Source organism: Duganella sp. GW821-FHT07G03, assembly GCF_059418605.1.
The window spans coordinates 580423-600505 of the sequence record NZ_JBWKQE010000001.1 but is presented as its reverse complement, the minus strand read 5'-3'; the positions used below and the strand labels follow the sequence as shown (position 1 = coordinate 600505).

Below are 20083 nucleotides of genomic sequence, written 5' to 3'. Positions count from 1 at the left end.
CGTCAGGTAACGATCACCATGGTTGAAATCGAAATAGACGGCAAAAAAGTCGAAGTCCCTGCTGGTAGCATGGTGATGGACGCCGCCAACAAATTGGGAACCTACATTCCGCACTTCTGCTATCACAAGAAATTGTCGATCGCTGCGAACTGCCGTATGTGCCTCGTCGAAGTGGAAAAGGCCCCCAAGCCTTTGCCAGCATGCGCAACGCCGGTCTCGGCAGGCATGATTGTGCGCTCCGCTTCGGACAAGGCCGTACAGGCACAGAAGTCCGTTATGGAATTCCTGCTGATTAACCACCCGCTGGACTGCCCGATCTGCGATCAGGGCGGCGAGTGCCAGTTGCAAGACTTGGCAGTCGGCTACGGCAAGAGCGAATCGCGCTACGAAGAAGACAAGCGCGTCGTCGTGCCGAAAGATGCCGGCCCGCTGGTCTCCATGCAGGAGATGGCGCGCTGCATCCAGTGCACCCGTTGCGTACGTTTCGGCCAGGAAGTGGCCGGCGTGATGGAACTGGGCATGATCGGCCGCGGCGAACACTCGGAAATCACCGCGTTCGTCGGCCAGACCGTCAACTCTGAGATGTCCGGCAACATGATCGACCTGTGCCCGGTAGGCGCGCTGACGTCGAAGCCGTTCCGCTACAGCGCCCGTTCGTGGGAACTGTCGCGTCGCAAATCGGTCTCGCCGCACGACGGCCTGGGCGCCAACCTGATCGTTCAGGTCAAGGGCGGCAAGGTCAAGCGCGTGCTGCCGCTGGAAAACGACGCCGTCAACGAGTGCTGGATTTCCGACAAGGACCGCTTCTCGTACGAAGGCCTGGAAGCCGCCGACCGTCTGACCCAGCCGATGCTGAAGCAGGGCGGCGAGTGGAAAGAAGTCGACTGGCAGACCGCGCTGGAATACGTCGCGCACGGCCTGAAGAACATCAAGCACGAACACGGCGCCAACGCGCTGGCCGCACTGGCCACGCCGCACTCGACGCTGGAAGAACTGCACCTGCTGCAAAAGCTGACCCGCGCCATGGGCTCGGACAGCGTTGACACGCGCCTGCGTCACAGCGACTTCTCGCTGAGCGATGTGACCCCTTGGCTGGGCATGTCGATCACCGAGTTCGGTCAGCTGAATCGCGCCTTCGTCATCGGCTCGTTCCTGCGCAAGGATCACCCGTTGTTGGCTACCCGTCTGCGCACGGCAGTGAAGGGCGGCGCCAAGCTGTCGATCCTGCACGCAAGCGACGACGACCAGCTGATGAACATCGCGAACAAGATGATCGTGGCTCCGTCGGAGTGGCTGTCGGCACTGTCGCAAGTGGTTGTCGCTGTTGCTAAAGCCAAGGAAGTGGCAGCACCGGCCGGCTTCGAAGGCGTACAAGCTTCCGACGTCGCCAGCGCGATCGCCGCTTCGCTGATCTCTGGCGAGAACAAGGCCGTCTTCCTGGGTAACGCGGCAACGCAGCACCCACAGGCCGCCGCGCTGCACGCCGCAGCACAATGGATCGCCGAACAAACCGGCGCCAAGCTGGGCTACTTGACCGAAGCCGCCAACACCGTCGGCGCTTACATCGTCAACGCCAACGGCGCCAAGGCCCCGGTGTTCTCCGAGCAGAAGCAAGCCTACGTGCTGCTGAACGCCGAGCCTGAGCTGGACGCACACAACCCGCAAGCCGCCGCCGCCGCACTGAAACACGCGGAGATGGTTGTCGTCATGTCGGCTTACAAGCACGGCATGGACTACGCCGACGTATTGCTGCCGGTTTCGCCATTCAGCGAAACCTCGGGCACCTTCGTCAACTGCGAAGGCCGCGCGCAAAGCTTCAATGGCACCGTCAAGCCGCTGCTGGAAACCCGCCCTGCGTGGAAAGTGCTGCGCGTGCTGGGTAACATCCTCGGCCTGTCCGGTTTCGACTACGACACTTCCGAAGCGATCCGCGACGAAGTGCTGGGTGCCGGCGTGACCGATCTGTCGGCCAAGCTGAACAACACCACCAAGCAAGCTGTCGTTGCAGCCTCCGCTGCTTCCACCGGTACGGAACGTATCACCGACGTGCCTATCTACTTCGCCGACGCCGTAGTGCGTCGCGCCGAGTCGCTGCAAAAGATGGCCGACGCGGCTGCGCCTAAAGCGCACCTGTCGACCGCCCTGGCGCAGCAACTGGGTGTCGCCGCCGGCGACAAGGTCAAGGTCACGCAAGGTTCCGGCAGCGCGATCCTGGTCGCCGCTGTTGATGCCAAACTGCCAGCCAACGCAGTCCGTGTCGCCGCCGCTCACGCGTCGACCGCTGCACTGGGCGGCATGTTCGGTTCCATCACCGTTGAAAAAGCAGGGGAGGGTAAATAATGGCTCTGCCTGAATTCGTCAATACCATCAATGCCACCGGCGCGCAAACGCTGGGGCAGTTCTGGCCGCTGGCCTGGGCGCTGATCCGCGTTATCGTCGTGCTGCTGCCGCTGATGGGCCTGGTTGCCTATCTGACGCTGTGGGAACGTAAGTTCATCGGCTGGATCCAGATCCGCGTCGGTCCCAACCGCGTTGGTCCGATGGGCCTGCTGCAGCCGATCGCCGATGCGCTCAAGCTTCTGTTTAAAGAAATCATCACCCCGGCCAAGGCCAACCGCGGCCTGTTCGTGATCGGTCCGATCATGACCATCATGCCGGCGCTGGCCGCATGGGCGGTGGTGCCTTTCGGCGCAGAAGCCGTGCTGGCCAACGTCAACGCCGGCCTGCTGCTGCTGATGGCGATCACCTCGATGGAAGTCTACGGCATCATCATCGCCGGCTGGGCGTCCAACTCGAAGTACTCGTTCATGGGCGCGATGCGCGCCTCGGCCCAGATGATCTCCTACGAAATCCCGATGGGCTTCGTGCTGGTGGTCGTGCTGATGGTGTCCGGTTCGCTGAATTTCGGCGACATCGTCGCCGGACAGCAACGCGGCATGTTCGCCGAACACGGCCTGAACATCCTGTCGTGGAACTGGCTGCCGCTGCTGCCGCTGTTCGTGGTCTACCTGACCTCGGGCCTGGCGGAGTGCAACCGTCACCCGTTCGACGTGGTCGAGGGCGAGTCCGAGATCGTTGCCGGCCACATGGTCGAGTACTCGGGCATGGCCTACGCCATGTTCATGCTGGCCGAATACGCCAACATGATTTTGATCGCGACCCTGGGTTCGATCATGTTCCTGGGCGGCTGGTCCGCACCGTTTGCCTTCCTCGAATTCTGGGGCGGTTTCGGCGGCTTCTTCTGGTTGTTCGCCAAGGCGTTCTTCCTGGTGTCCGTCTTCATCTGGGTGCGCGGTACTTTCCCACGCTACCGTTATGACCAGATCATGCGTCTGGGCTGGAAAGTGTTTATCCCTCTGACGCTGGTGTACCTGGTGTTCGTGGCCGGCTGGATGCAGACATCCTGGAATATCTGGAAGTAAGGACTGGAAAAAATGGAACGTTTAAAAGACTTTATTGGCAGCTTCATGCTGACCGAATTGATCAAAGGGATGGCGCTGACGGGCAAGTATATGTTCTCGCGCAAGATCACCGTGCAGTACCCGGAAGAGAAGACGCCAATGTCGCCACGCTTCCGCGGCCTGCACGCCCTGCGCCGCTATCCGAATGGCGAAGAGCGCTGCATCGCCTGCAAACTGTGCGAAGCAGTGTGCCCGGCGATGGCGATCACCATCGAATCCGAGCAGCGCGACGACGGTTCGCGCCGCACCACGCGTTACGACATTGACCTGACCAAGTGCATCTTCTGCGGTTTCTGCGAAGAGTCGTGCCCGGTTGATTCGATCGTTGAAACGCACGTGCTGGAATACCACGGCGAGAAACGCGGCGATCTGTACTACACGAAAGAGATGCTGCTGGCCGTTGGCGATCGTTACGAAAACGAGATCGCCGCAGCCCGCGCAGCGGACGCTCCTTACCGCTGATAGTTGAACATTCGCCGGCTTCGGCCGGCGTCATCAGCGTGTCGATCAATAATGTACGTCTCTTGGGTTAGTTATGGAATTTAAAACTGCTTTGTTCTACGCCTTCTCAGCCATCATGATATTGGCTGCGACGCGCGTTATCACGGCCCGCAATCCGGTCCACGCCGCACTGTTCCTGGTGCTGGCGTTCTTCTCGGCTGCCGGCATCTGGATGCTGCTGGAGGCTGAGTTCCTCGCCATCGTGCTGGTACTGGTCTATGTAGGCGCCGTCATGGTGCTGTTCCTGTTCGTGGTCATGATGCTCGACATCGACACCGACAAGATGCGAGAAGGCTTCTGGGGCTACCTGCCGCTGGCGTCCTTCGTCGGCGTCATCATCGTGCTGGAAATGGCTGCCGTGCTGTGGCGCTCCTTCCTGTCGTTCGACCAGCAGGCGGTCAACGCCGGCAACATCGGCGGCACCAAGGAACTGGGCATCCTGATCTACACCAAATACATCTACGCCTTTGAAGTCGCCGGCGTCATCCTGCTGGTCGCGATCATCGCCGCCGTGGCGCTGACCCTGCGCAAGCGCAAGGACACCAAACATTTCGACCCTGCGGACGCCGTACGCGTCAAGCGTAACGACCGCCTGAAGATCGTCAAGATCGCGCCGGTGACCACGCGCGGCCAGGACGCTGCCGGGTCGGCAGAAGTTAAGGAGGCACCATGACGTTATCGCTCGCTCACTACCTCGTTCTTGGCGCGACACTGTTCGCGATCTCGATCGTTGGTATTTTCCTGAACCGCAAGAACATCATCGTTCTGCTGATGGCCATCGAATTGATGCTGCTGGCAGTGAACATGAACTTCATCGCGTTCTCGCACTACCTGGGCGATGCGGCCGGGCAGATCTTTGTGTTCTTCATCTTGACCGTGGCGGCTGCTGAATCGGCAATCGGCCTCGCGATCCTGGTGGTGATGTTCCGTAACCTGGACACCATCAACGTTGAAGACCTCGATAGCCTGAAGGGTTGATCCCGTGGCTAAAGTTCAAACCTCGAAAAATAACGATTAAGGTTCATCATGGCGGTTACACTTAACCCTAATCTCCTGCTAGCCGTACCCTTGGCGCCGCTGGCCGGCGCCGCGATTGCGGGCTTGTTAGGAACTCAATTCTTCGGCAATGTCGTAGGTCGCAAGACCTCGCACACCGCGACCATTTTGGGCGTGCTGGTTGCCTTCATTCTGTCGGCGCTGACGCTGAACGACGTGGTCAACGGCGCCTACTACAACGCCACCGTCTACAACTGGATGACCGTGGCCGGCCTGAAGCTGGAAATCGGCTTCCAGATCGACGCGCTGTCGGCGATGATGATGTGCGTGGTGACGTTCGTGTCGCTGATGGTGCACATCTACACCATCGGCTACATGGCCGAAGACGAAGGCTATAACCGCTTCTTCGCCTACATCTCGCTGTTCACGTTCTCGATGCTGATGCTGGTCATGGCGAACAACTTCCTGCAACTGTTCTTCGGTTGGGAAGCAGTGGGCCTGGTTTCCTACCTGCTGATCGGTTTCTGGTACACCCGCCCAACGGCGATCGTGGCCAATATGAAGGCGTTCCTGGTCAACCGCGTCGGCGACTTCGGTTTCATCCTGGGTATCGGCCTGCTGCTGGCCTACGCCGGTTCGATGGACTATCAGGAAGTCTTCGCCAAGAAGGAACAGCTGATGGCGATGACCCTGCCGGGCACCGACTGGGCGCTGCTGACCGTTGCCTGTATCTGCCTGTTCATCGGCGCGATGGGCAAGTCGGCGCAGTTCCCGTTGCACGTCTGGCTGCCTGACTCGATGGAAGGCCCAACCCCGATCTCGGCACTGATCCACGCCGCGACCATGGTTACCGCCGGTATCTTCATGGTGACCCGCATGTCGCCGCTGTTCGAACTGTCGGACACCGCACTGTCGTTCATCCTGGTCATCGGTTCGATCACCGCGCTGTTCATGGGCTTCCTGGGCATCATCCAGAACGACATCAAGCGCGTGGTCGCTTACTCGACCTTGTCGCAGCTGGGCTACATGACCGTGGCACTGGGTTCGTCCGCTTACTCGGTGGCTGTGTTCCACCTGATGACCCACGCATTCTTCAAAGCGCTGCTGTTCCTGGGCGCCGGTTCGGTCATCATCGGCATGCACCACGACCAGGACATTCGCAACATGGGCGGCCTGCGCAAGTACATGCCTATCACCTGGATCACTTCCTTGCTGGGTTCCCTGGCGCTGATCGGCACCCCGTTCTTCTCGGGCTTCTACTCGAAGGATTCGATCATCGAAGCCGTCGCCGCGACCCATATCTGGGGCGCAGGCTTCGCTAACTTCGCCGTGCTGGCTGGCGTGTTCGTGACCGCGTTCTACTCGTTCCGCATGTACTTCCTGGTGTTCCACGGCGAAGAGCGTTTCGGCAAGGCCCATGCGCATGACGACCATCATGCTCCGGCAGCCGCCCACGACGACGGTCACGGTCACGACGATCATGGCCACGACGACGAAGAAGAAGCCCACGGCCACCACGGCCTGGAGCCAGGCCAGAAGCCGCATGAATCGCCATTCGTGGTCTGGTTCCCGCTGGCGATGCTGGCCATTCCTTCGGTCATCATTGGCTACCTGACCATCGGTCCTATGCTGTTCGGCGACTTCTTCAAAGGTGTGATCGCCTTCGGCGAGAACCACCCGGCGATGGAAGAACTGACGCACGAGTTCCACGGCCCGATGGCGATGGCGATCCATTCGCTGACGTCGCTGCCGCTGTGGCTGGCCATCTCCGGTGTCGCATCGGCGTACTACTGCTACATGATCAATCCACGCGTACCGGCCTGGTTCTACGACAAGTTCAAGTTCCTGCACACGCTGCTGGAGAACAAGTACTACATGGACAAGTTCAACGAGGTGGTATTCGCCGGCGGCGCGCGCATGCTGGGCAATGGCCTCTGGAACATCGGCGACAAGACCCTGATCGACGGCTTGCTGGTCAACGGCAGCGCCAAAGTAGTGGCTTGGTTCTCGTCGCTGACCCGCCTGGCGCAGACTGGTTACATCTACCACTATGCGTTCGTCATGATCCTCGGCATTCTGGGGTTCCTGGTCTACTTCCTGCCGTTTTGGCACGCTTAATTAGCTGATACGCAAAGAGATAACGATAACCATGATGCAGTCAATTACATCCTATCCTCCGTTCCTGAGCCTGGCGATCTGGCTCCCGATCCTGTTCGGCCTGATCGTGCTGGCCCTGGGCCGCGACTCCAATGCAGGCCTGGTCCGCGTTGGTTCGCTGATCGCTTCCATCATCAGCTTCGTGGCCACGCTGCCGCTGATCGTCCACTTCAACAACGCCGCCCACGGTATGCAGTTCGTCGAGAAGTCGCCGTGGATCGAGCGCTTCAACATCTATTACTCGCTGGGCATCGACGGCCTGTCGCTGTGGTTCGTGCCGCTGACCGCCTTCATCACCGTGATCGTCGTGATCTCGGCCTGGCAGGTGATCCAGAAGCGCGTCGCGCAGTACATGGGCGCCTTCCTGATCCTGTCCGGTTTGATGATCGGCGTGTTCTGCGCCATGGACGGCCTGCTGTTCTACTTCTTCTTCGAAGCCACGCTGATCCCGATGTACATCATCATCGGTATCTGGGGCGGCGATAACCGCGTGTATGCGTCGTTCAAGTTCTTCCTGTACACCTTCTTCGGTTCGCTGTTGACACTGGTCGCCATCATCTACCTGTACAAGGCATCGGGCGGCAGCTTCGACATCCTGATGTGGCACAAGATCGCCCTGACGATGAAAGAGCAGATCTTCATCTTCATCGCCTTCTTCATGGCCTTCGCCGTCAAGGTGCCGATGTTCCCGGTCCACACCTGGCTGCCGGACGTCCACGTGGAAGCGCCTACCGGCGGTTCCGCCGTGCTGGCCGCGATCATGCTGAAGCTGGGTGCATATGGCTTCCTGCGATTCTCGCTGCCTATCGTGCCGGATGCGTCGCACTACATGGCGCCGTTCGTCATCACCCTGTCGCTGATCGCCGTGATCTACATTGGCCTGGTCGCACTGGTCCAGAAGGACATGAAAAAGCTGGTCGCCTATTCGTCGATCGCGCACATGGGCTTCGTCACCCTGGGCTTCTTCATCTTCAATAACATGGGCATCCAGGGCGCCATCGCGCAAATGATCTCGCACGGCTTCATCTCCGGCGCGATGTTCCTGTGCATCGGTGTACTGTACGACCAGGCGCACTCGCGCCAGATCGCCGACTACGGTGGTGTCGTCAACAAGATGCCGAAGTTCGCCGCGCTGTTCATCTTCTTCTCGATGGCCAACTGCGGTCTGCCAGCGACTTCCGGCTTCGTCGGCGAGTTCATGGTGATCCTGGGCGCCACCCAGTTCAACTTCTGGATCGGCCTGCTGGCCGCGACCGCGCTGATCCTGGGCGCAGCCTACTCGCTGTGGATGGCCAAGCGCGTCATCTTCGGCAAGGTCGCCAACCACCATGTGGCTGAACTGGTCGACCTCAATAACCGCGAATTCCTGATGCTGGGCATTCTGGCTGTCGCCGTGCTGTTCATGGGCCTGTACCCAGCGCCATTCACCGACACGATGCAAACCTCGGTTGCAGACCTGCTGGCGCACGTTGCACACAGCAAGCTGCCTTACTGAAAACGGAAACACATAAATGACTACTCCACTTCCACAAACAGTTATCGACATGGTGCCGGTGTCCGCGGAAATCGCACTGCTGGTCGGCACCTGCGCGATCCTGTTGATCGATATGTTCCTGTCGCAGGGTAAGCGCTCGGTGACCTATGCGCTGTCGCTGCTGACGCTACTGGTCTGCGCCGCCCTGAGCTACCACGACTTCGCGGCCGGCACCACGGTCTACACCTTCAACGGCATGTTCGTGTCCGACCCGATGTCGAACCTGCTCAAGCTGTTCACCTACCTGGCCGTTGGCCTGACGCTGGTCTACTCGCGTCAATACGCCGATGATCGCGGCATGTTGAGCGGTAACCTGGGCGGCGAGTTCTACGTGCTGGCGCTGTTCGCCACGCTGGGCCAGATGGTCATGATCTCCGGCTCCAACTTTCTGTCCGTGTACCTGGGCGTGGAACTGATGTCGCTGTCGCTGTATGCGCTGGTGGCGATCCGCCGCGACAACCACAAGGCCACCGAAGCCGCGATGAAGTACTTCATCCTGGGCGCGCTGGCATCCGGTTTCCTGTTGTACGGTATCTCGATGCTGTACGGCGCGACCGGCACGCTGGACATCGCCCACGTGGCAACCGCAGTCGCAGCCGGCACCATCAAGCCGACCATCCTGGTCTTCGGCCTGGTGTTCCTGGTCGCCGGCCTGGCGTTCAAGCTGGGTGCTGTACCGTTCCACATGTGGGTGCCGGACGTGTATGAAGGTTCGCCAACCGCAGTGACCCTGCTGCTGGGCGGCGCACCGAAGATCGCCACTTTCGCCATCTGCATCCGCCTGCTGGTGGAAGGCCTGCTGCCGATGGCAGTCGATTGGCAGCAGATGCTGATGGTGCTGGCGGTAATGTCGCTGGCCATTGGTAACCTGACCGCTATCGCTCAGACCAACTTGAAGCGCATGCTGGCTTACTCCACCATCGCGCAAATGGGCTTCGTGCTGCTTGGCCTGCTTGCTGGCGTGGCCGGCACCACCGACCGTACCGGCGCCGCCGCTGCCTACAGCGCCGCGATGTACTACACCATCACCTACGTGCTGACCACCATTGGCAGCTTCGGCGTGTTGATGCTGTTGTCGCGCGCCGGCTTCGAAGCGGAAAACCTGGCCGACTTCAAGGGCCTGAGCAAGCGTAACGGCTGGTTCGCTGTCGTGATGTCGATCCTGTTGTTCTCGCTGGCCGGCGTGCCGCCGATGATGGGCTTTGCCGCCAAGTTCTCGGTGCTGACCGCAGTCCTGGGCACCGGCCAGATCTGGCTGACCGTCGTGGCGGTGATGTTCTCGTTGATCGGCGCGTTCTACTACCTGCGCGTGGTCAAGATGATGTGGTTCGATGAACCGACCGACAACGCACCGATCGTGGTCAAGGGCGACATGAGCTTCGCACTGAGCCTGAACGGCGTCGCCATCATCGCTCTGGGCCTGCTGCCAGGCCCGTTGCTGGCGGCCTGCCTGAAAGCCATCACGCTGACGCTGAACACCTGATGGATGTTTCCGTCGCAAGCTGGTTGGTGATCGCCGCTGCACTGGTGGCCGCCAACCTGCCGTTTTTTAATGACAAAGTATTCGCACTGGTGGCCATCAAGTGGCCCCGCAAGCCGCTGTACGTGCGGCTGGCGGAAATGGCGGTGCTGTACTTTGTCGTTGGCGGCATCGGCTTCGCCCTCGAAGCGCAGATCGGCAACCGCTTCCCGCAGACGTGGGAATTCTACGCAATCGCCGCCTGCATCTTCCTCGTCCTGGGCTTCCCGGGATTCATTGTCCGCTACCTGCGCAAGCGTCACGGCTGATACACTATCGTTCTTCAACGACGTGGAGCAGGCATGGACAAGCATCTCAAAGAAACCCGTATCGACGGTGAACTGGTCTACAACGGCCACTTCCTCAAAGTCCAACGCGACACCATCGCTCTCCCTGACGGCAAACACACCGCGCGCGAATACGTGCTGCACCCTGGCGCCGTGGTGATCCTGCCGCTGCTGGACGACGGCACCGTGCTGATGGAACGCCAGTACCGCTATCCGCTGCATCAGGTGTTCATCGAATTCCCGGCCGGTAAAATCGACCATAACGAGGACCCGCTGGCCAGCGCCAAGCGTGAACTGGAAGAGGAAACCGGCTACACCGCCAGCGAGTGGCAGTTCGTCACCAAGATCCACAACGCCATCGCCTATTCGGACGAGCACCTGGACCTGTACCTGGCGCGCGGCCTCAAGGCCGGCCCGCAGAAGCTGGACGACGGCGAGTTCCTCGAAACCTTCACCGCCACCATCGACGAGCTGCTGCAATGGGTGCGCGAAGGGAAAGTCACCGACGTCAAAACCGTCATCGGCATCTTCTGGCTGGACAAGCTGCGCGCGGGCGACTGGACGCTATGAAGCTCGTCATCCTCCTCTGTCTGGGCCTGCTGGCCAGCGGCACGGCAAGCGCCGACGCGCAGCGCACGCCGTTCCAGATCCGTTGCGAGGATACGATTGCGAAGACGGTGTCGGTGCTGTCGGCCAAGCAGAACGGCTACACCATCAACAACCAGCTGCCATACCGCGCCTTGACCTCGAAGTACGGCAGCATCGATAACAAGATGGTGACGCTCGGCTTGACCGTGACCAAGGGCCAGTACACGGTCGACCTGGGCGGCCAGATTTTGCAGGACCCCGTCAGCGGCTACGAGTGCATCGCGCCGCGCGTGGAATTGAAGCTGAATTATTCGCCGGTGCTGATCTATGTCGGCAACGAGTTCGCGCCCGGCAGTTGCGCGTACACGGCGATCCTCGAACACGAGCAGCGTCATATGCAGGCGTATATGGAAAACCTGGCGCGCGTGGAGCAGGTTGTGCGCGACGCCTTGAACAAGCGCTTCGAAGCCAAGCCGCTGTACGCGCCGTCCGGCACCGCGATGTCGGCGCTGGAGCACGAGATCAACGGCAGCTGGTTCCCGTTCATCCGGGATGAATTTGACAAGGGCAAGGCGAAGCAGGCGGAGATCGACTCGCCGGACGAATACGCCCGTCTGGGCAAGGTCTGCGACGGCGAGATCGGCGCCATCCTGCTGCGCCGCCATAAATAATTGAACACGATGACTGCATCCAAACACACACCGCGCTACTTTGCGCTGCTGCCCGCCGCCGGCGTCGGCGCGCGCATGGCGGCGGACGGACCAAAACAATACCTGATGGTAGGCGGCAAGCCGATGCTGCGCCACGCGGTGGACGCCTTCCGCGCCAGCGACCTGGTGGGGCACACCTACGTGGTGGTCAGCGCGGCCGACGGCCAGATCGACGGCGTGCTGCCGGCGGACCTGGACGGCGTGACGGTGCTGCGCTGCGGCGGCGCCACTCGCATGGACACGGTGCTCAACGCGCTGCGCGAGCTGCAAGGCGTGGTCGCCGACGGCGACATGATCATGGTGCACGACGCCGCGCGTCCCGGCCTGACGCCGGCCCTGATCGCCAAGCTGATAGACGGCGTGGGCGACGATGCCGCAGGCGGCCTGCTGGCGCTGCCGGTGGTGGACACGGTCAAGCGCGCGACCGGCGTTGTGCCGGTGGCCGCGACCACGGTGTCGCGCAACGGCCTGTGGCTGGCGCAGACGCCGCAGATGTTCAGCTACGAGTTGCTGCTGCGCGCCCTGGGCAGCGTGCCGGACGCCAACGCCATCACCGACGACGCCAGCGCCGTCGAGATGCTGGGCCTGTCGCCGCGGCTGATCGAGGGCCATCCACGTAATTTGAAAGTCACGCTGCCGGCCGACATCCGCATCGCGGAAATGTATCTGGCCGCCGGTGAATAACACAGGATAGAAAAATGACCAAACTCCCATTCCGCATCGGCCAGGGCTACGATTGCCACGCATTGGTGGAAGGCCGCAAGCTGATTATCGGCGGCGTCGACATCCCGCACCATGTGGGCCTGCTGGGCCACTCGGACGCCGACGTGCTGCTGCACGCGATCACCGATTCGATATTGGGCGCCGCGGCGCTGGGCGACATCGGCAAGCACTTTCCGGATACCGATCCGCAGTTCAAGGGCGCCGATTCGCGCACCTTGCTGAAGGAAGCCGCGCGGCGCGTGGTGGCCACCGGCTACAGCATCGGCAATATCGACGCGACCATCATCGCGCAGCGGCCGAAGATGGCGCCGCACATCGCCAGCATGTGCGCCAACATCGCGGAGGATCTGGGCGTGGCGGTCGGCCAGGTCAACATCAAGGCCAAGACCAACGAGAAGCTGGGTTACCTGGGCAGGGAAGAGGGCATCGCGGCGGAATCCATCGCCTTGCTGATTGCTTCGTAAAACAAGGTCGCGTCGTTGTCCAGCACACCGATCGCGGTGGTGCGGGAAACCGAGGGGTAGTCGGCCAGAAAATCGTCCATAGGTTTTCCGGCCAGCAGATAGTCGAACATACGCTTGATGGGTACCAAAGTATTCTTGAATACGGGCATGCCGCCCAAGATTTCGGGTTCCATCTGCACCAGCGGCGTGATCGACTTCATATAGGCCAACCACTCCGGGTCGAATGGATCGGTTGGTGATTTTCGCGGTGGAATGATCCTGCCCCTGAATTTATGTACTGGCTCGGTGAAGTATCTTGGATCGTATTCCGGGCCATCTTCATCAATCACGATCTCGTCGTCATAGTTTGGCATTACATTCAACCAGTTATCTGGGTCATCTAAATATTCTGTTTCTTTCTTGTCTCGTTGTTCTTCTAAATGAGATGATTCGTATTTCATCATTTTCCTCCGTGTAGGTGACCACAGCAGCGTTGCTTTGAAAATATCCATACGCGTTATAGCGACGTTCACTATAAACGAACCGAGTATCCTCAATGGTGAGGTGCGCTTCCTCGATCACAGGAGGAGCATCGGTGAAATCCAGGCCGTGCTTGCGCAGGTTGCTCAGGCGCTTGGATTCGTCCCACGTATAGGTTGTCATTTCAGTGTAGTGGCTTGAAGACATCCTTCAAGCAGCACTGGAAAAAATGCCAGGTCGCCAGGACATCGTTTCGATATCCTGGGCCTGGCATTCTCAACCGTCCTTCGATTAGATCAATAGTGCTCCGCCATCGACGACGTGGATCTGGCCGGTTGCGTAGCCGCTACTCATCAGGAACAGGTAGGCGGCGGCGACGTCCTCCGCCGAGCCCACGCGCCCGACCAGCAGCGCCTCGCTGACGTCGGCAAACAATTGCTCGCGCTGCGCTTGCGGCATGTCCGCCCACAGATTCGTCGCGAGCACTCCCGGCGATACCGCGTTGACCCGCAGCGGCGCCAGCTCCACCGCCAGCGCCCGCGTCAACGCCTCCACAGCACCGCACACGCTGGACATCAGCGACCATCCGGTCTGCGGACGCGCCGACGCGATACCGGTCGTGAAGGTAATCGAACCACCAGCCCGGATATGGCGCGCGCCGTATTTGGCCGCCGCCAGCGCACCCCAGTAGCGCAAGTCAAACACCGAGCGCGCCGCCGTCAGGTCGAAGCCGGTCAAGGCGCCGATCGTGAGCGCGTCGCCCGCCGTGTAAACCAGATGATCGAATTCACCGGCGGTGGCGAAGAAGCGCTCGATGGCCCGTTCATCGTGCAGATCCAGCGCGCAGCCCTGCGCCTTGTTGCCGAGGTACTCCAGCGCTTTCTCGACGCGCGAGATCTGGCTCGACACCACCAGCACCTCCGCCTGCTCGCGCAGGGCTTCGCGCGCCACCGCCAGCCCGATGCCCGATGAAGCGCCGAGCACTATCACACGTTGTCCAAGCAAGCGGCCGTTCGTTGCATGCATTATGTTCTCCTTGAATGAGGCGGAAAGTCCGCATGCAAGAATTTTGATGCAAAACCACCGATACTCCGATAGCATGAGACTCATATCATTCATGACAAATCGGCATACATCATGGCGTTCGACGAACGGGTAGTGAATGGCATGCGCGTGCTGGCGGCGATCGTCGATGCCGGCAGTTTCGTGCGCGCGGGCGAGGCGTTGGAGATGTCGCAGTCCGGCGTTAGTCGCGCCATCGCCAAGCTGGAGGCGCGGCTCAACATCCGGCTGTTCGACCGCACCACGCGCAAGGTCTCGCTGACGGACGAGGGCCGCCGCTTCTACGCGCAAATCGGGCCGCTGTTGGCGGGACTGGAAGATGCGGTCGCCTCGGCGGGAGAGGGGGCGGTCGTGGTGCGCGGCCGCCTGCGCGTCAACATCGAGCCGTTGCTGGCTCGGTTGCTGCTCGGCCCCAAACTGGGCGCCTTCCTGAAGCGGCATCCGGAGCTGGACCTGGACCTGGTGGCGCGCGACCAGTTGGGCGACATGGTGGGCGACGGCTTCGACCTGGCGATACGATTCGGCGATCCGCAATCGTCATCCCTGATCGCCCGCAAGCTGATGGACACGCGCGTGCTGACCGTCGCCACGCCGGCCTACCTGCGCCGCCACGGCGTGCCGAAGAAGCCGTCCGATCTCGAAAGCGAGGACCACACCTGCATCCACTTCCGCAACCCGGCGACGGGCCGGCCCTACGATTGGGAGTTCCATCGCGGCGGCAAAACCACGGTGGTCAACCCACGCGGCCAGCTGACGCTGAACGACGCCGGCACCATGGAAAGCGTGCTGCTGGCCGGCTACGGCCTGGCGCAGGTGATCGACCTTGCTGTGGAGCCGCTGCTGCGCTCAGGCGCGCTGACGCCGGTGTTGACGGCATGGCCGGACGAACGTTTTCCGATGTATGCCTACTACCCGTCGCGCTATCATCCGCCGGCGAAAACGCTGGCCTTCCTGGAGTTCGTTACTTCGCTGGTGGGATAGCCGGTATCGATAGACGATCTGCTACCATGGCGCTTTTGACGGTGAAGGATGGACGATGGCGCGTGATATCTACGCTTATCGGCAGGTGGCGGTGCATTCGGTGGAGCGCGCAGGCAGGGTGGAGATCCATCCGGTGCCGGGGCAGGCCTTCTCGCCGGAGCTGCATGTGCAGTGTTCGCGCCGCATGAGCGACGACTACCCGCCCGGCACCTGCTTCCTGCTCGACGCCAAGCTGACCGACCGTCTGGGCGGCACGCCCTATTTGTACGCCTGGCACGGCGATGAAGTCAAAGTGCTGACAGCCAGGGAGACCAAGGCCTTCCTGGCTGAATTCAAACGCGGCCGGATTTGATCAGTGAACGGCGTGCAGCTTGGCTAACGGCTTGCCGTCGTCCCGCGCCCATGCCGCGATGACGGCGGCCATCGCCAGCGCAAACACGCCGCCGACCACCATCGCGCTCGACACGCCCAGATAGTCGACCGACACGCCGCCGACCAGCGCGCCGCTGGCCAGCGAGATCTGTGCAGTGGCGACGAAGACCGCACCGCCGCTTTCCATCGCATCCGGCGCCGCCTTGAACATCCAGGTTTGCACCGAGATCGGCATCATGCCGAAGGCCAGGCCCCAGATCACGATCAACACCGTGGCGCCGGCAGCCGTGGCGCCGAACAGCGGCATCGCCGCGGCGGACAGGCCCATGATCACACCGGTGGCGATCAGCGAGTTCTTCACGCTCCGGGCCACCGCCCAGCCACCGATCAGATTGCCGGCGAAACCAGCCGCGCCGTAAATCAGCAGCAGCACGCTGATGGTCTTGGCGCTCAAGCCGGCGACCTGGCTCAGGAACGGCGTCACATAAGTGTAGGCGGCGAACTGGCCGATGAAGATCAGCAGCGTGGCCAACATGCCGAGCCGCGCCTTCTGCACGCGCAGCAACGCTGGCAACTGGGCGAAGGTCAGGGCGGTCGTGGTCGGCAGCCGTGGCAGCAGCCACATTTGCGCCGCCAGCACCAGCACCGATACTGCACTGGCGGTGAAGAAGGCCATGCGCCAGCCCACCATTTCACCGATCATTGCACCGGCCGGCACGCCGGCCACGGTGCCCAGCGAGATGCCGGCAAAGATGATCGAGGTGGCGCGCGCGGCTGACGCTTCCGGCACCAGCCGGTTGCCCAGCGCGCCGCCGATGGCCCAGAAACCACCGACGCCTATGCCCAGCAGCGCACGGCCGGCCAGCACCAGAGGATAACTATGCGACAGCGCGACGATCAGGTTGGAGGCGATCAGCGTGGCGGTCAAACCCCAGATGACATAACGGCGGTCGGTCTTGCCGACACCGATGGTGACCAGGATGGCGGCAAACGCGGCAACGATGCCGGGGACCGTGACCATCATGCCGGCGATGCCTTCGGTCACGCCCAGTTCTGCGGCGATGGACGGCAGCAGGCCGACCGGCAGGAATTCCGTGGTCACCAGTGCGAATGAGCCGACGGCGACCGAAAGTACGGCCAGCCAGGCGGCGCGGGTGGGTGTGGCAATGGGGGAGGGCGCGTCGCCGGGTAGGACGGCCTGGGCGCTGGTGTGGTTTTGCATGTGAGTTATTCCCTATGAGCTGTAAAAACACTTGAGTTTTTTACTGATCGGTTCATAATGAAGTCCGCACAGAACTTTGTCAATGAATTTTTAACCGATCGGTATGAAAGATATTTCCGCTACAGCTCGCAAGTCCGGCCGCCCGCGCACCTTTGACGCGGAGACGGCGCTGGACAAGGCCATGAAAGTGTTCTGGGAGAAGGGTTACGAAGGCAGTTCGCTGCCGGAGCTGACCGAGGCGATGGGCATGAATCGTCCCAGCCTGTACGCCGTGTTCGGCAACAAGGAAAATCTGTTCCGCATGGCGCTGGAACGCTACGCCGCTTCCCACGATCCGCTGTTCAACGCGGCGCTGGCGCAGCCGACCGCGCGCGCCGTGGTCGAGTATTTTTTGCGCGGCAATGCCGACGCCCAGACCGAGTCCGAGAACCCACACGGTTGCCTGGTGATCAACGGCGCGCTCGCCTGCAGCGACGATGCGTTGCCGATTCGCGACACTTTAATTGAGCGTCGCGCCGCCAGCGAAGCCAAATTGCGCGCGCGGCTGGAACGCGCCAAGGCCGATGGCGACCTGCCGGCCGACAGCTGCTCAGGCCAGATGGCGCGTTATGTGATGACGGTTTCCAATGGGATGGCAGTGCAGGCTGCGGCCGGCGCCACCCGCAGCCAGTTGCAGGAAGTGGTGGATCAGGTGCTGCGCGGATGGCCTTCTTGATGCCGTTGAAATATTGCTTAAAGCATATATTCAGTAACAAAATGAAATTTTAATTGTGTCTTTGAAATTAGTCGGTAGAATAGCGTCATTGAGTCGCCGTTCCCACCTTTTTGAAAGCCACAACATGAAAATGTCCAAACTGATCCTGGCAGCAGCCATCGCCGCAGCAAGCATTTCGGGCGCCGCATCGGCCGCCAACCTGATCCAGAACGGCGACTTTGAAAACGTCACCGGCGTCAATCTGAACAACTACGTCATGGTGGGCGCAGGCTCGGGCGCGATCGCCAACTGGACCGTCGGCGGTGTGTCGGTCGACGTCATCAACAACAGCTACAACTCGATCTCGGGCAGCAGCATCGACATGCTGGGCACGCCAGGTCCGGGCGTACTGTCGCAATCGTTCAATGCCGTCGCCGGCGCAACCTATACGCTGTCGTTCGACCTGACCCACAATCCGTACTCGCACGGCGCTGGCCTGGACGTGTTCGTTGGTGGCAATCACTACTCGTTCGAAGGCAGCACGCCCGTCACCAACTACACCTTCAACTTCACCACCGCCGGCGGTTCGCAAGCGCTGGTGTTCAGCAGCGTCGGTGGCGACGGCTACTCGGGCGCCGTGCTGGACAATGTGTCCGTCACCGCCGCCGTACCTGAGCCGGAAACCTATGCCATGATGCTGGCTGGCCTGGGCCTGGTAGGCTTCATCGCCCGCCGCCGCAAAGCAGCCAAGTAACAGACAGCACATAAAAAAGCCCGCCGGCACTGAGCGCGATGTTAAGCGTGTTCAGGCCGGCGGGCTTTTTTACGTCGATCGTCTAGGGTAAATGAGCCAATGCTAAGTACAAAACAGCAAACACGCAAAAGAGAAAAGGCGACGCCATGATGAATATCACAATCGCGCGCGCGATTGACGAGTAGCGGCTTTCTATTGTCTCTATATTCTTCGAGAGGCGGTATGACCAGAGCGCTGCGGGAAACGCGCATGACAGCGTCAAAACGTATGTAATGCCGTAGCCAATGGCAGCTGCGAAAACCGCTCCCAGTGCATCGTCTCCCTTTGAGCCAGCGTTCATTGCCAAGAAACTGATCACAACAAAAAAAGGAGCGATACCAGCTAGCATTAGCAGGTCGGAGGTAAGTTTTTGAGCGCGCATGTCAGGACTCGGAATTGGTGCGCTTAGGTTTGATGAGTTTTAGTTCAATCCCTGGCTCACCAATTTCCGTCACCCGGTCTGCGCCGCCACTTGGCCCGTAGCCTTGATAGGAGTTTGCCGCACCCCAAGTGTGGGTCAATTCCTTGGGCTGGTTATTCCGCAGATCGTAGAGCGATATCTTCACCCATTCGGTGGGCACTCGTCCCTCGCTTTTCCTTGCGATCTCCTGGGTTTTCTCTTGTGATGCGGGTTCGATTTTCAAACCCAAGGGGAAACCATTGGGTAGTGCAAGTCGATGGATTTCGGAAGGCATGACCTCATAGTGTGCCACCTCAACATCCCCGATTGAGACGACCACGGATTGCGCGTTACATGTCGCGTGTGCAGATTGAAACCATGCCAGCCCGCTGGAGGCCAGAATCACCAGGTACAGGGCGCTTTTCATCGCAAACCTCCTTTTGGACAGAGAGCCGTAGTTTAGCTTCGACAAGCACAGACAAAACTCGCGAAGTGTAACGGCGCCAACGAAAGTGCGGAGCCTCAGTCAGTCAGTCAGTCAGTCAGTCAGTCAGCCTGCCTGCCGCCAGTTCGCCTGCGTTGAAGACCAATTGGTCGGCGGTCGCCAGAGTGACTAGGTTGCTGTAGCGGGTGAGCGCCCTGGCCGACCATGCATACGCAAGCGCCCACACGCGACTCCACAGCAGGCCTGCGGCCAGGGTGCTGGCCAGCACCCGCAGGTATCGTACCAGCACGAAAGGTTCGACGTCGGACTGCCAGGTTATTAGTAGGCGACATCTTCCAGCCGGTAGCGGAATTTTCTGCGCTCCGGTAAATCCCAGCCGGGCTCGCTGTCGGTGTTGCGTGCTGGAGCGCTAACTAACGGCGAGGCCTGCGGCGCTGGCGGCGCGGGCAACGGCGCGACTGCGACTGCGGCAGGGACAGGCATCGTCATAGCAGCCGGCGTTGCAGCAGGCGTCTTTACGGCGGAAGCCAATTCCGCGCGCAGCCTGTTGGCTAGCTTGAAGGTCTTGTCACCCGGTCGACGGATAAATAAATCTTGCCATGCATTGCGCGTCGAGCGCGCGAACGATTGCGCGAACTGGTTCGGCGAGACCGCGCGGCCATTGTGGATGATTTGGTCGCCTTCAACGCACGCGTAATTGTTATTTGAGCAGGGT

25 protein-coding genes are annotated in these 20083 nt (G+C 60.8%); 17 read left to right on the top strand and 8 right to left on the bottom strand.

Going from position 1 to position 20083, the window contains the following annotated elements; genetic code table 11:
* Nucleotides 1–18: 18 nt before the first annotated feature.
* The 13 genes from nuoG (at nt 19) to ispF (ending at nt 12940) form a co-directional block, all read left to right on the top strand.
* Nucleotides 19–2340, top strand: coding sequence for an NADH-quinone oxidoreductase subunit NuoG (gene nuoG / locus AC07OK_RS02725; RefSeq protein WP_494688845.1), 2322 nt, complete (start codon nt 19–21; stop codon nt 2338–2340).
* Complete coding sequence (gene nuoH, locus AC07OK_RS02720) at nt 2340–3422, top strand: NADH-quinone oxidoreductase subunit NuoH (RefSeq protein ID WP_494688844.1); 1083 nt, start codon at nt 2340–2342, stop codon at nt 3420–3422. The genes nuoG and nuoH overlap by 1 nt, the downstream gene beginning before the upstream one ends.
* 12 nt (nt 3423–3434) lie before the next feature.
* Nucleotides 3435–3923, top strand: a complete 489-nt coding sequence (nuoI, locus tag AC07OK_RS02715) for an NADH-quinone oxidoreductase subunit NuoI (protein ID WP_020702142.1) — start codon at nt 3435–3437, stop codon at nt 3921–3923.
* 73 nt (nt 3924–3996) lie between these two features.
* Complete coding sequence (locus AC07OK_RS02710) at nt 3997–4635, top strand: NADH-quinone oxidoreductase subunit J (RefSeq protein WP_494688843.1); 639 nt, start codon at nt 3997–3999, stop codon at nt 4633–4635.
* The gene (nuoK, locus tag AC07OK_RS02705) at nt 4632–4940 is read left to right on the top strand and encodes an NADH-quinone oxidoreductase subunit NuoK (RefSeq protein ID WP_494688842.1); all 309 of its coding nucleotides are present in this window, start codon (nt 4632–4634) and stop codon (nt 4938–4940) included. The genes AC07OK_RS02710 and nuoK overlap by 4 nt, the downstream gene beginning before the upstream one ends.
* Nucleotides 4941–4988: 48 nt before the next feature.
* Nucleotides 4989–7076 (top strand): NADH-quinone oxidoreductase subunit L, encoded by a 2088-nt coding sequence (nuoL, locus tag AC07OK_RS02700; protein ID WP_494688841.1) that lies wholly within the window; start codon nt 4989–4991, stop codon nt 7074–7076.
* Nucleotides 7077–7107: 31 nt separating this feature from the next.
* Complete coding sequence (locus tag AC07OK_RS02695; RefSeq protein WP_494688840.1) at nt 7108–8610, top strand: NADH-quinone oxidoreductase subunit M; 1503 nt, start codon at nt 7108–7110, stop codon at nt 8608–8610.
* A gap of 16 nt (nt 8611–8626) precedes the next feature.
* Complete coding sequence (gene nuoN, locus AC07OK_RS02690; protein ID WP_494688839.1) at nt 8627–10132, top strand: NADH-quinone oxidoreductase subunit NuoN; 1506 nt, start codon at nt 8627–8629, stop codon at nt 10130–10132.
* Nucleotides 10132–10437, top strand: a complete 306-nt coding sequence (locus AC07OK_RS02685; protein WP_217944343.1) for a DUF2818 family protein — start codon at nt 10132–10134, stop codon at nt 10435–10437. The genes nuoN and AC07OK_RS02685 overlap by 1 nt, the downstream gene beginning before the upstream one ends.
* Nucleotides 10438–10470: 33 nt before the next feature.
* A complete protein-coding gene (locus AC07OK_RS02680; RefSeq protein ID WP_494688838.1) occupies nt 10471–11025 on the top strand; it encodes an NUDIX domain-containing protein in 555 nt (184 codons plus the stop codon).
* Nucleotides 11022–11714, top strand: a complete 693-nt coding sequence (locus AC07OK_RS02675; protein ID WP_494688837.1) for a hypothetical protein — start codon at nt 11022–11024, stop codon at nt 11712–11714. Before AC07OK_RS02680 ends, AC07OK_RS02675 begins: the two co-directional genes overlap by 4 nt.
* Nucleotides 11715–11723: 9 nt before the next feature.
* On the top strand, nt 11724–12437 hold the full coding sequence (gene ispD, locus AC07OK_RS02670; protein WP_494688836.1) for a 2-C-methyl-D-erythritol 4-phosphate cytidylyltransferase: 714 nt from the start codon (nt 11724–11726) through the stop codon (nt 12435–12437).
* Nucleotides 12438–12451: 14 nt separating this feature from the next.
* Complete coding sequence (ispF, locus tag AC07OK_RS02665) at nt 12452–12940, top strand: 2-C-methyl-D-erythritol 2,4-cyclodiphosphate synthase (protein ID WP_070268912.1); 489 nt, start codon at nt 12452–12454, stop codon at nt 12938–12940.
* Here ispF and AC07OK_RS02660 read toward each other — a convergent pair.
* From AC07OK_RS02660 to AC07OK_RS02650, 3 genes are all read right to left on the bottom strand, one after another.
* Nucleotides 12880–13383 carry a DUF433 domain-containing protein gene (locus tag AC07OK_RS02660; RefSeq protein ID WP_494688835.1) on the bottom strand — a complete coding sequence of 168 codons (504 nt, stop codon included), beginning with the start codon at nt 13381–13383 and terminating at the stop codon, nt 12880–12882. The two genes, ispF and AC07OK_RS02660, sit on opposite strands and share 61 nt — an antisense overlap.
* Nucleotides 13316–13582, bottom strand: a complete 267-nt coding sequence (locus AC07OK_RS02655; RefSeq protein ID WP_494688834.1) for a BrnT family toxin — start codon at nt 13580–13582, stop codon at nt 13316–13318. The genes AC07OK_RS02660 and AC07OK_RS02655 overlap by 68 nt, the downstream gene beginning before the upstream one ends.
* 108 nt (nt 13583–13690) lie before the next feature.
* Entirely contained in the window at nt 13691–14425 is a 735-nt protein-coding gene (locus tag AC07OK_RS02650) for an SDR family oxidoreductase (RefSeq protein WP_494688833.1), read from the bottom strand.
* A 111-nt stretch (nt 14426–14536) separates the two neighbouring features.
* Here AC07OK_RS02650 and AC07OK_RS02645 point away from each other — a divergent pair, with 111 nt between their 5' ends.
* Both AC07OK_RS02645 and AC07OK_RS02640 read left to right on the top strand, forming a co-directional pair.
* Entirely contained in the window at nt 14537–15442 is a 906-nt protein-coding gene (locus AC07OK_RS02645; protein ID WP_494688832.1) for a LysR family transcriptional regulator, read from the top strand.
* 55 nt (nt 15443–15497) lie between these two features.
* Entirely contained in the window at nt 15498–15794 is a 297-nt protein-coding gene (locus tag AC07OK_RS02640) for a hypothetical protein (RefSeq protein ID WP_494688831.1), read from the top strand.
* On the opposite strand, the gene AC07OK_RS02635 is transcribed toward AC07OK_RS02640, so the two are convergent.
* Complete coding sequence (locus AC07OK_RS02635; RefSeq protein ID WP_494688830.1) at nt 15795–17036, bottom strand: MFS transporter; 1242 nt, start codon at nt 17034–17036, stop codon at nt 15795–15797. It lies immediately after the preceding gene.
* 103 nt (nt 17037–17139) lie between these two features.
* Here AC07OK_RS02635 and AC07OK_RS02630 point away from each other — a divergent pair, with 103 nt between their 5' ends.
* Entirely contained in the window at nt 17140–17751 is a 612-nt protein-coding gene (locus AC07OK_RS02630) for a TetR/AcrR family transcriptional regulator (protein ID WP_494688829.1), read from the top strand.
* Between the two features lie 124 nt (nt 17752–17875).
* The gene (locus tag AC07OK_RS02625; RefSeq protein WP_494688828.1) at nt 17876–18484 is read left to right on the top strand and encodes a choice-of-anchor C family protein; all 609 of its coding nucleotides are present in this window, start codon (nt 17876–17878) and stop codon (nt 18482–18484) included.
* A gap of 82 nt (nt 18485–18566) precedes the next feature.
* On the opposite strand, the gene AC07OK_RS02620 is transcribed toward AC07OK_RS02625, so the two are convergent.
* The 4 genes from AC07OK_RS02620 to AC07OK_RS02605 all read right to left on the bottom strand — a co-directional run bounded on the left by AC07OK_RS02620 (nt 18567) and on the right by AC07OK_RS02605 (nt 19857).
* Nucleotides 18567–18905 (bottom strand): hypothetical protein, encoded by a 339-nt coding sequence (locus tag AC07OK_RS02620; protein WP_494688827.1) that lies wholly within the window; start codon nt 18903–18905, stop codon nt 18567–18569.
* A gap of 1 nt (nt 18906) precedes the next feature.
* On the bottom strand, nt 18907–19350 hold the full coding sequence (locus AC07OK_RS02615; RefSeq protein WP_494688826.1) for a hypothetical protein: 444 nt from the start codon (nt 19348–19350) through the stop codon (nt 18907–18909).
* A 115-nt stretch (nt 19351–19465) separates the two neighbouring features.
* Nucleotides 19466–19657 (bottom strand): hypothetical protein, encoded by a 192-nt coding sequence (locus AC07OK_RS02610; RefSeq protein ID WP_494688825.1) that lies wholly within the window; start codon nt 19655–19657, stop codon nt 19466–19468.
* A gap of 29 nt (nt 19658–19686) precedes the next feature.
* Complete coding sequence (locus AC07OK_RS02605; protein ID WP_494688824.1) at nt 19687–19857, bottom strand: hypothetical protein; 171 nt, start codon at nt 19855–19857, stop codon at nt 19687–19689.
* Nucleotides 19858–20083: the final 226 nt, after the last annotated feature.

What these genes read in the sequence shown, in the direction of transcription:
- AC07OK_RS02655 (WP_494688834.1), bottom strand. Translation starts at nt 13,582, where the DNA reads ATGACAACCTATACGTGGGACGAATCCAAGCGCCTGAGCAACCTGCGC.
- AC07OK_RS02630 (WP_494688829.1), top strand. Translation starts at nt 17,140, where the DNA reads ATGAAAGATATTTCCGCTACAGCTCGCAAGTCCGGCCGCCCGCGCACC.
- AC07OK_RS02640 (WP_494688831.1), top strand. Translation starts at nt 15,498, where the DNA reads ATGGCGCGTGATATCTACGCTTATCGGCAGGTGGCGGTGCATTCGGTG.
- nuoH (WP_494688844.1), top strand. Translation starts at nt 2,340, where the DNA reads ATGGCTCTGCCTGAATTCGTCAATACCATCAATGCCACCGGCGCGCAA.
- AC07OK_RS02620 (WP_494688827.1), bottom strand. Translation starts at nt 18,905, where the DNA reads ATGCGCGCTCAAAAACTTACCTCCGACCTGCTAATGCTAGCTGGTATC.
- ispD (WP_494688836.1), top strand. Translation starts at nt 11,724, where the DNA reads ATGACTGCATCCAAACACACACCGCGCTACTTTGCGCTGCTGCCCGCC.
- AC07OK_RS02650 (WP_494688833.1), bottom strand. Translation starts at nt 14,425, where the DNA reads ATGCATGCAACGAACGGCCGCTTGCTTGGACAACGTGTGATAGTGCTC.
- AC07OK_RS02685 (WP_217944343.1), top strand. Translation starts at nt 10,132, where the DNA reads ATGGATGTTTCCGTCGCAAGCTGGTTGGTGATCGCCGCTGCACTGGTG.
- AC07OK_RS02660 (WP_494688835.1), bottom strand. Translation starts at nt 13,383, where the DNA reads ATGATGAAATACGAATCATCTCATTTAGAAGAACAACGAGACAAGAAA.
- nuoL (WP_494688841.1), top strand. Translation starts at nt 4,989, where the DNA reads ATGGCGGTTACACTTAACCCTAATCTCCTGCTAGCCGTACCCTTGGCG.
- nuoN (WP_494688839.1), top strand. Translation starts at nt 8,627, where the DNA reads ATGACTACTCCACTTCCACAAACAGTTATCGACATGGTGCCGGTGTCC.
- AC07OK_RS02645 (WP_494688832.1), top strand. Translation starts at nt 14,537, where the DNA reads ATGGCGTTCGACGAACGGGTAGTGAATGGCATGCGCGTGCTGGCGGCG.
- AC07OK_RS02710 (WP_494688843.1), top strand. Translation starts at nt 3,997, where the DNA reads ATGGAATTTAAAACTGCTTTGTTCTACGCCTTCTCAGCCATCATGATA.
- AC07OK_RS02695 (WP_494688840.1), top strand. Translation starts at nt 7,108, where the DNA reads ATGATGCAGTCAATTACATCCTATCCTCCGTTCCTGAGCCTGGCGATC.
- nuoI (WP_020702142.1), top strand. Translation starts at nt 3,435, where the DNA reads ATGGAACGTTTAAAAGACTTTATTGGCAGCTTCATGCTGACCGAATTG.
- ispF (WP_070268912.1), top strand. Translation starts at nt 12,452, where the DNA reads ATGACCAAACTCCCATTCCGCATCGGCCAGGGCTACGATTGCCACGCA.
- AC07OK_RS02625 (WP_494688828.1), top strand. Translation starts at nt 17,876, where the DNA reads ATGAAAATGTCCAAACTGATCCTGGCAGCAGCCATCGCCGCAGCAAGC.
- AC07OK_RS02635 (WP_494688830.1), bottom strand. Translation starts at nt 17,036, where the DNA reads ATGCAAAACCACACCAGCGCCCAGGCCGTCCTACCCGGCGACGCGCCC.
- AC07OK_RS02605 (WP_494688824.1), bottom strand. Translation starts at nt 19,857, where the DNA reads ATGACGATGCCTGTCCCTGCCGCAGTCGCAGTCGCGCCGTTGCCCGCG.
- AC07OK_RS02615 (WP_494688826.1), bottom strand. Translation starts at nt 19,350, where the DNA reads ATGAAAAGCGCCCTGTACCTGGTGATTCTGGCCTCCAGCGGGCTGGCA.
- AC07OK_RS02675 (WP_494688837.1), top strand. Translation starts at nt 11,022, where the DNA reads ATGAAGCTCGTCATCCTCCTCTGTCTGGGCCTGCTGGCCAGCGGCACG.
- AC07OK_RS02680 (WP_494688838.1), top strand. Translation starts at nt 10,471, where the DNA reads ATGGACAAGCATCTCAAAGAAACCCGTATCGACGGTGAACTGGTCTAC.
- nuoG (WP_494688845.1), top strand. Translation starts at nt 19, where the DNA reads ATGGTTGAAATCGAAATAGACGGCAAAAAAGTCGAAGTCCCTGCTGGT.
- nuoK (WP_494688842.1), top strand. Translation starts at nt 4,632, where the DNA reads ATGACGTTATCGCTCGCTCACTACCTCGTTCTTGGCGCGACACTGTTC.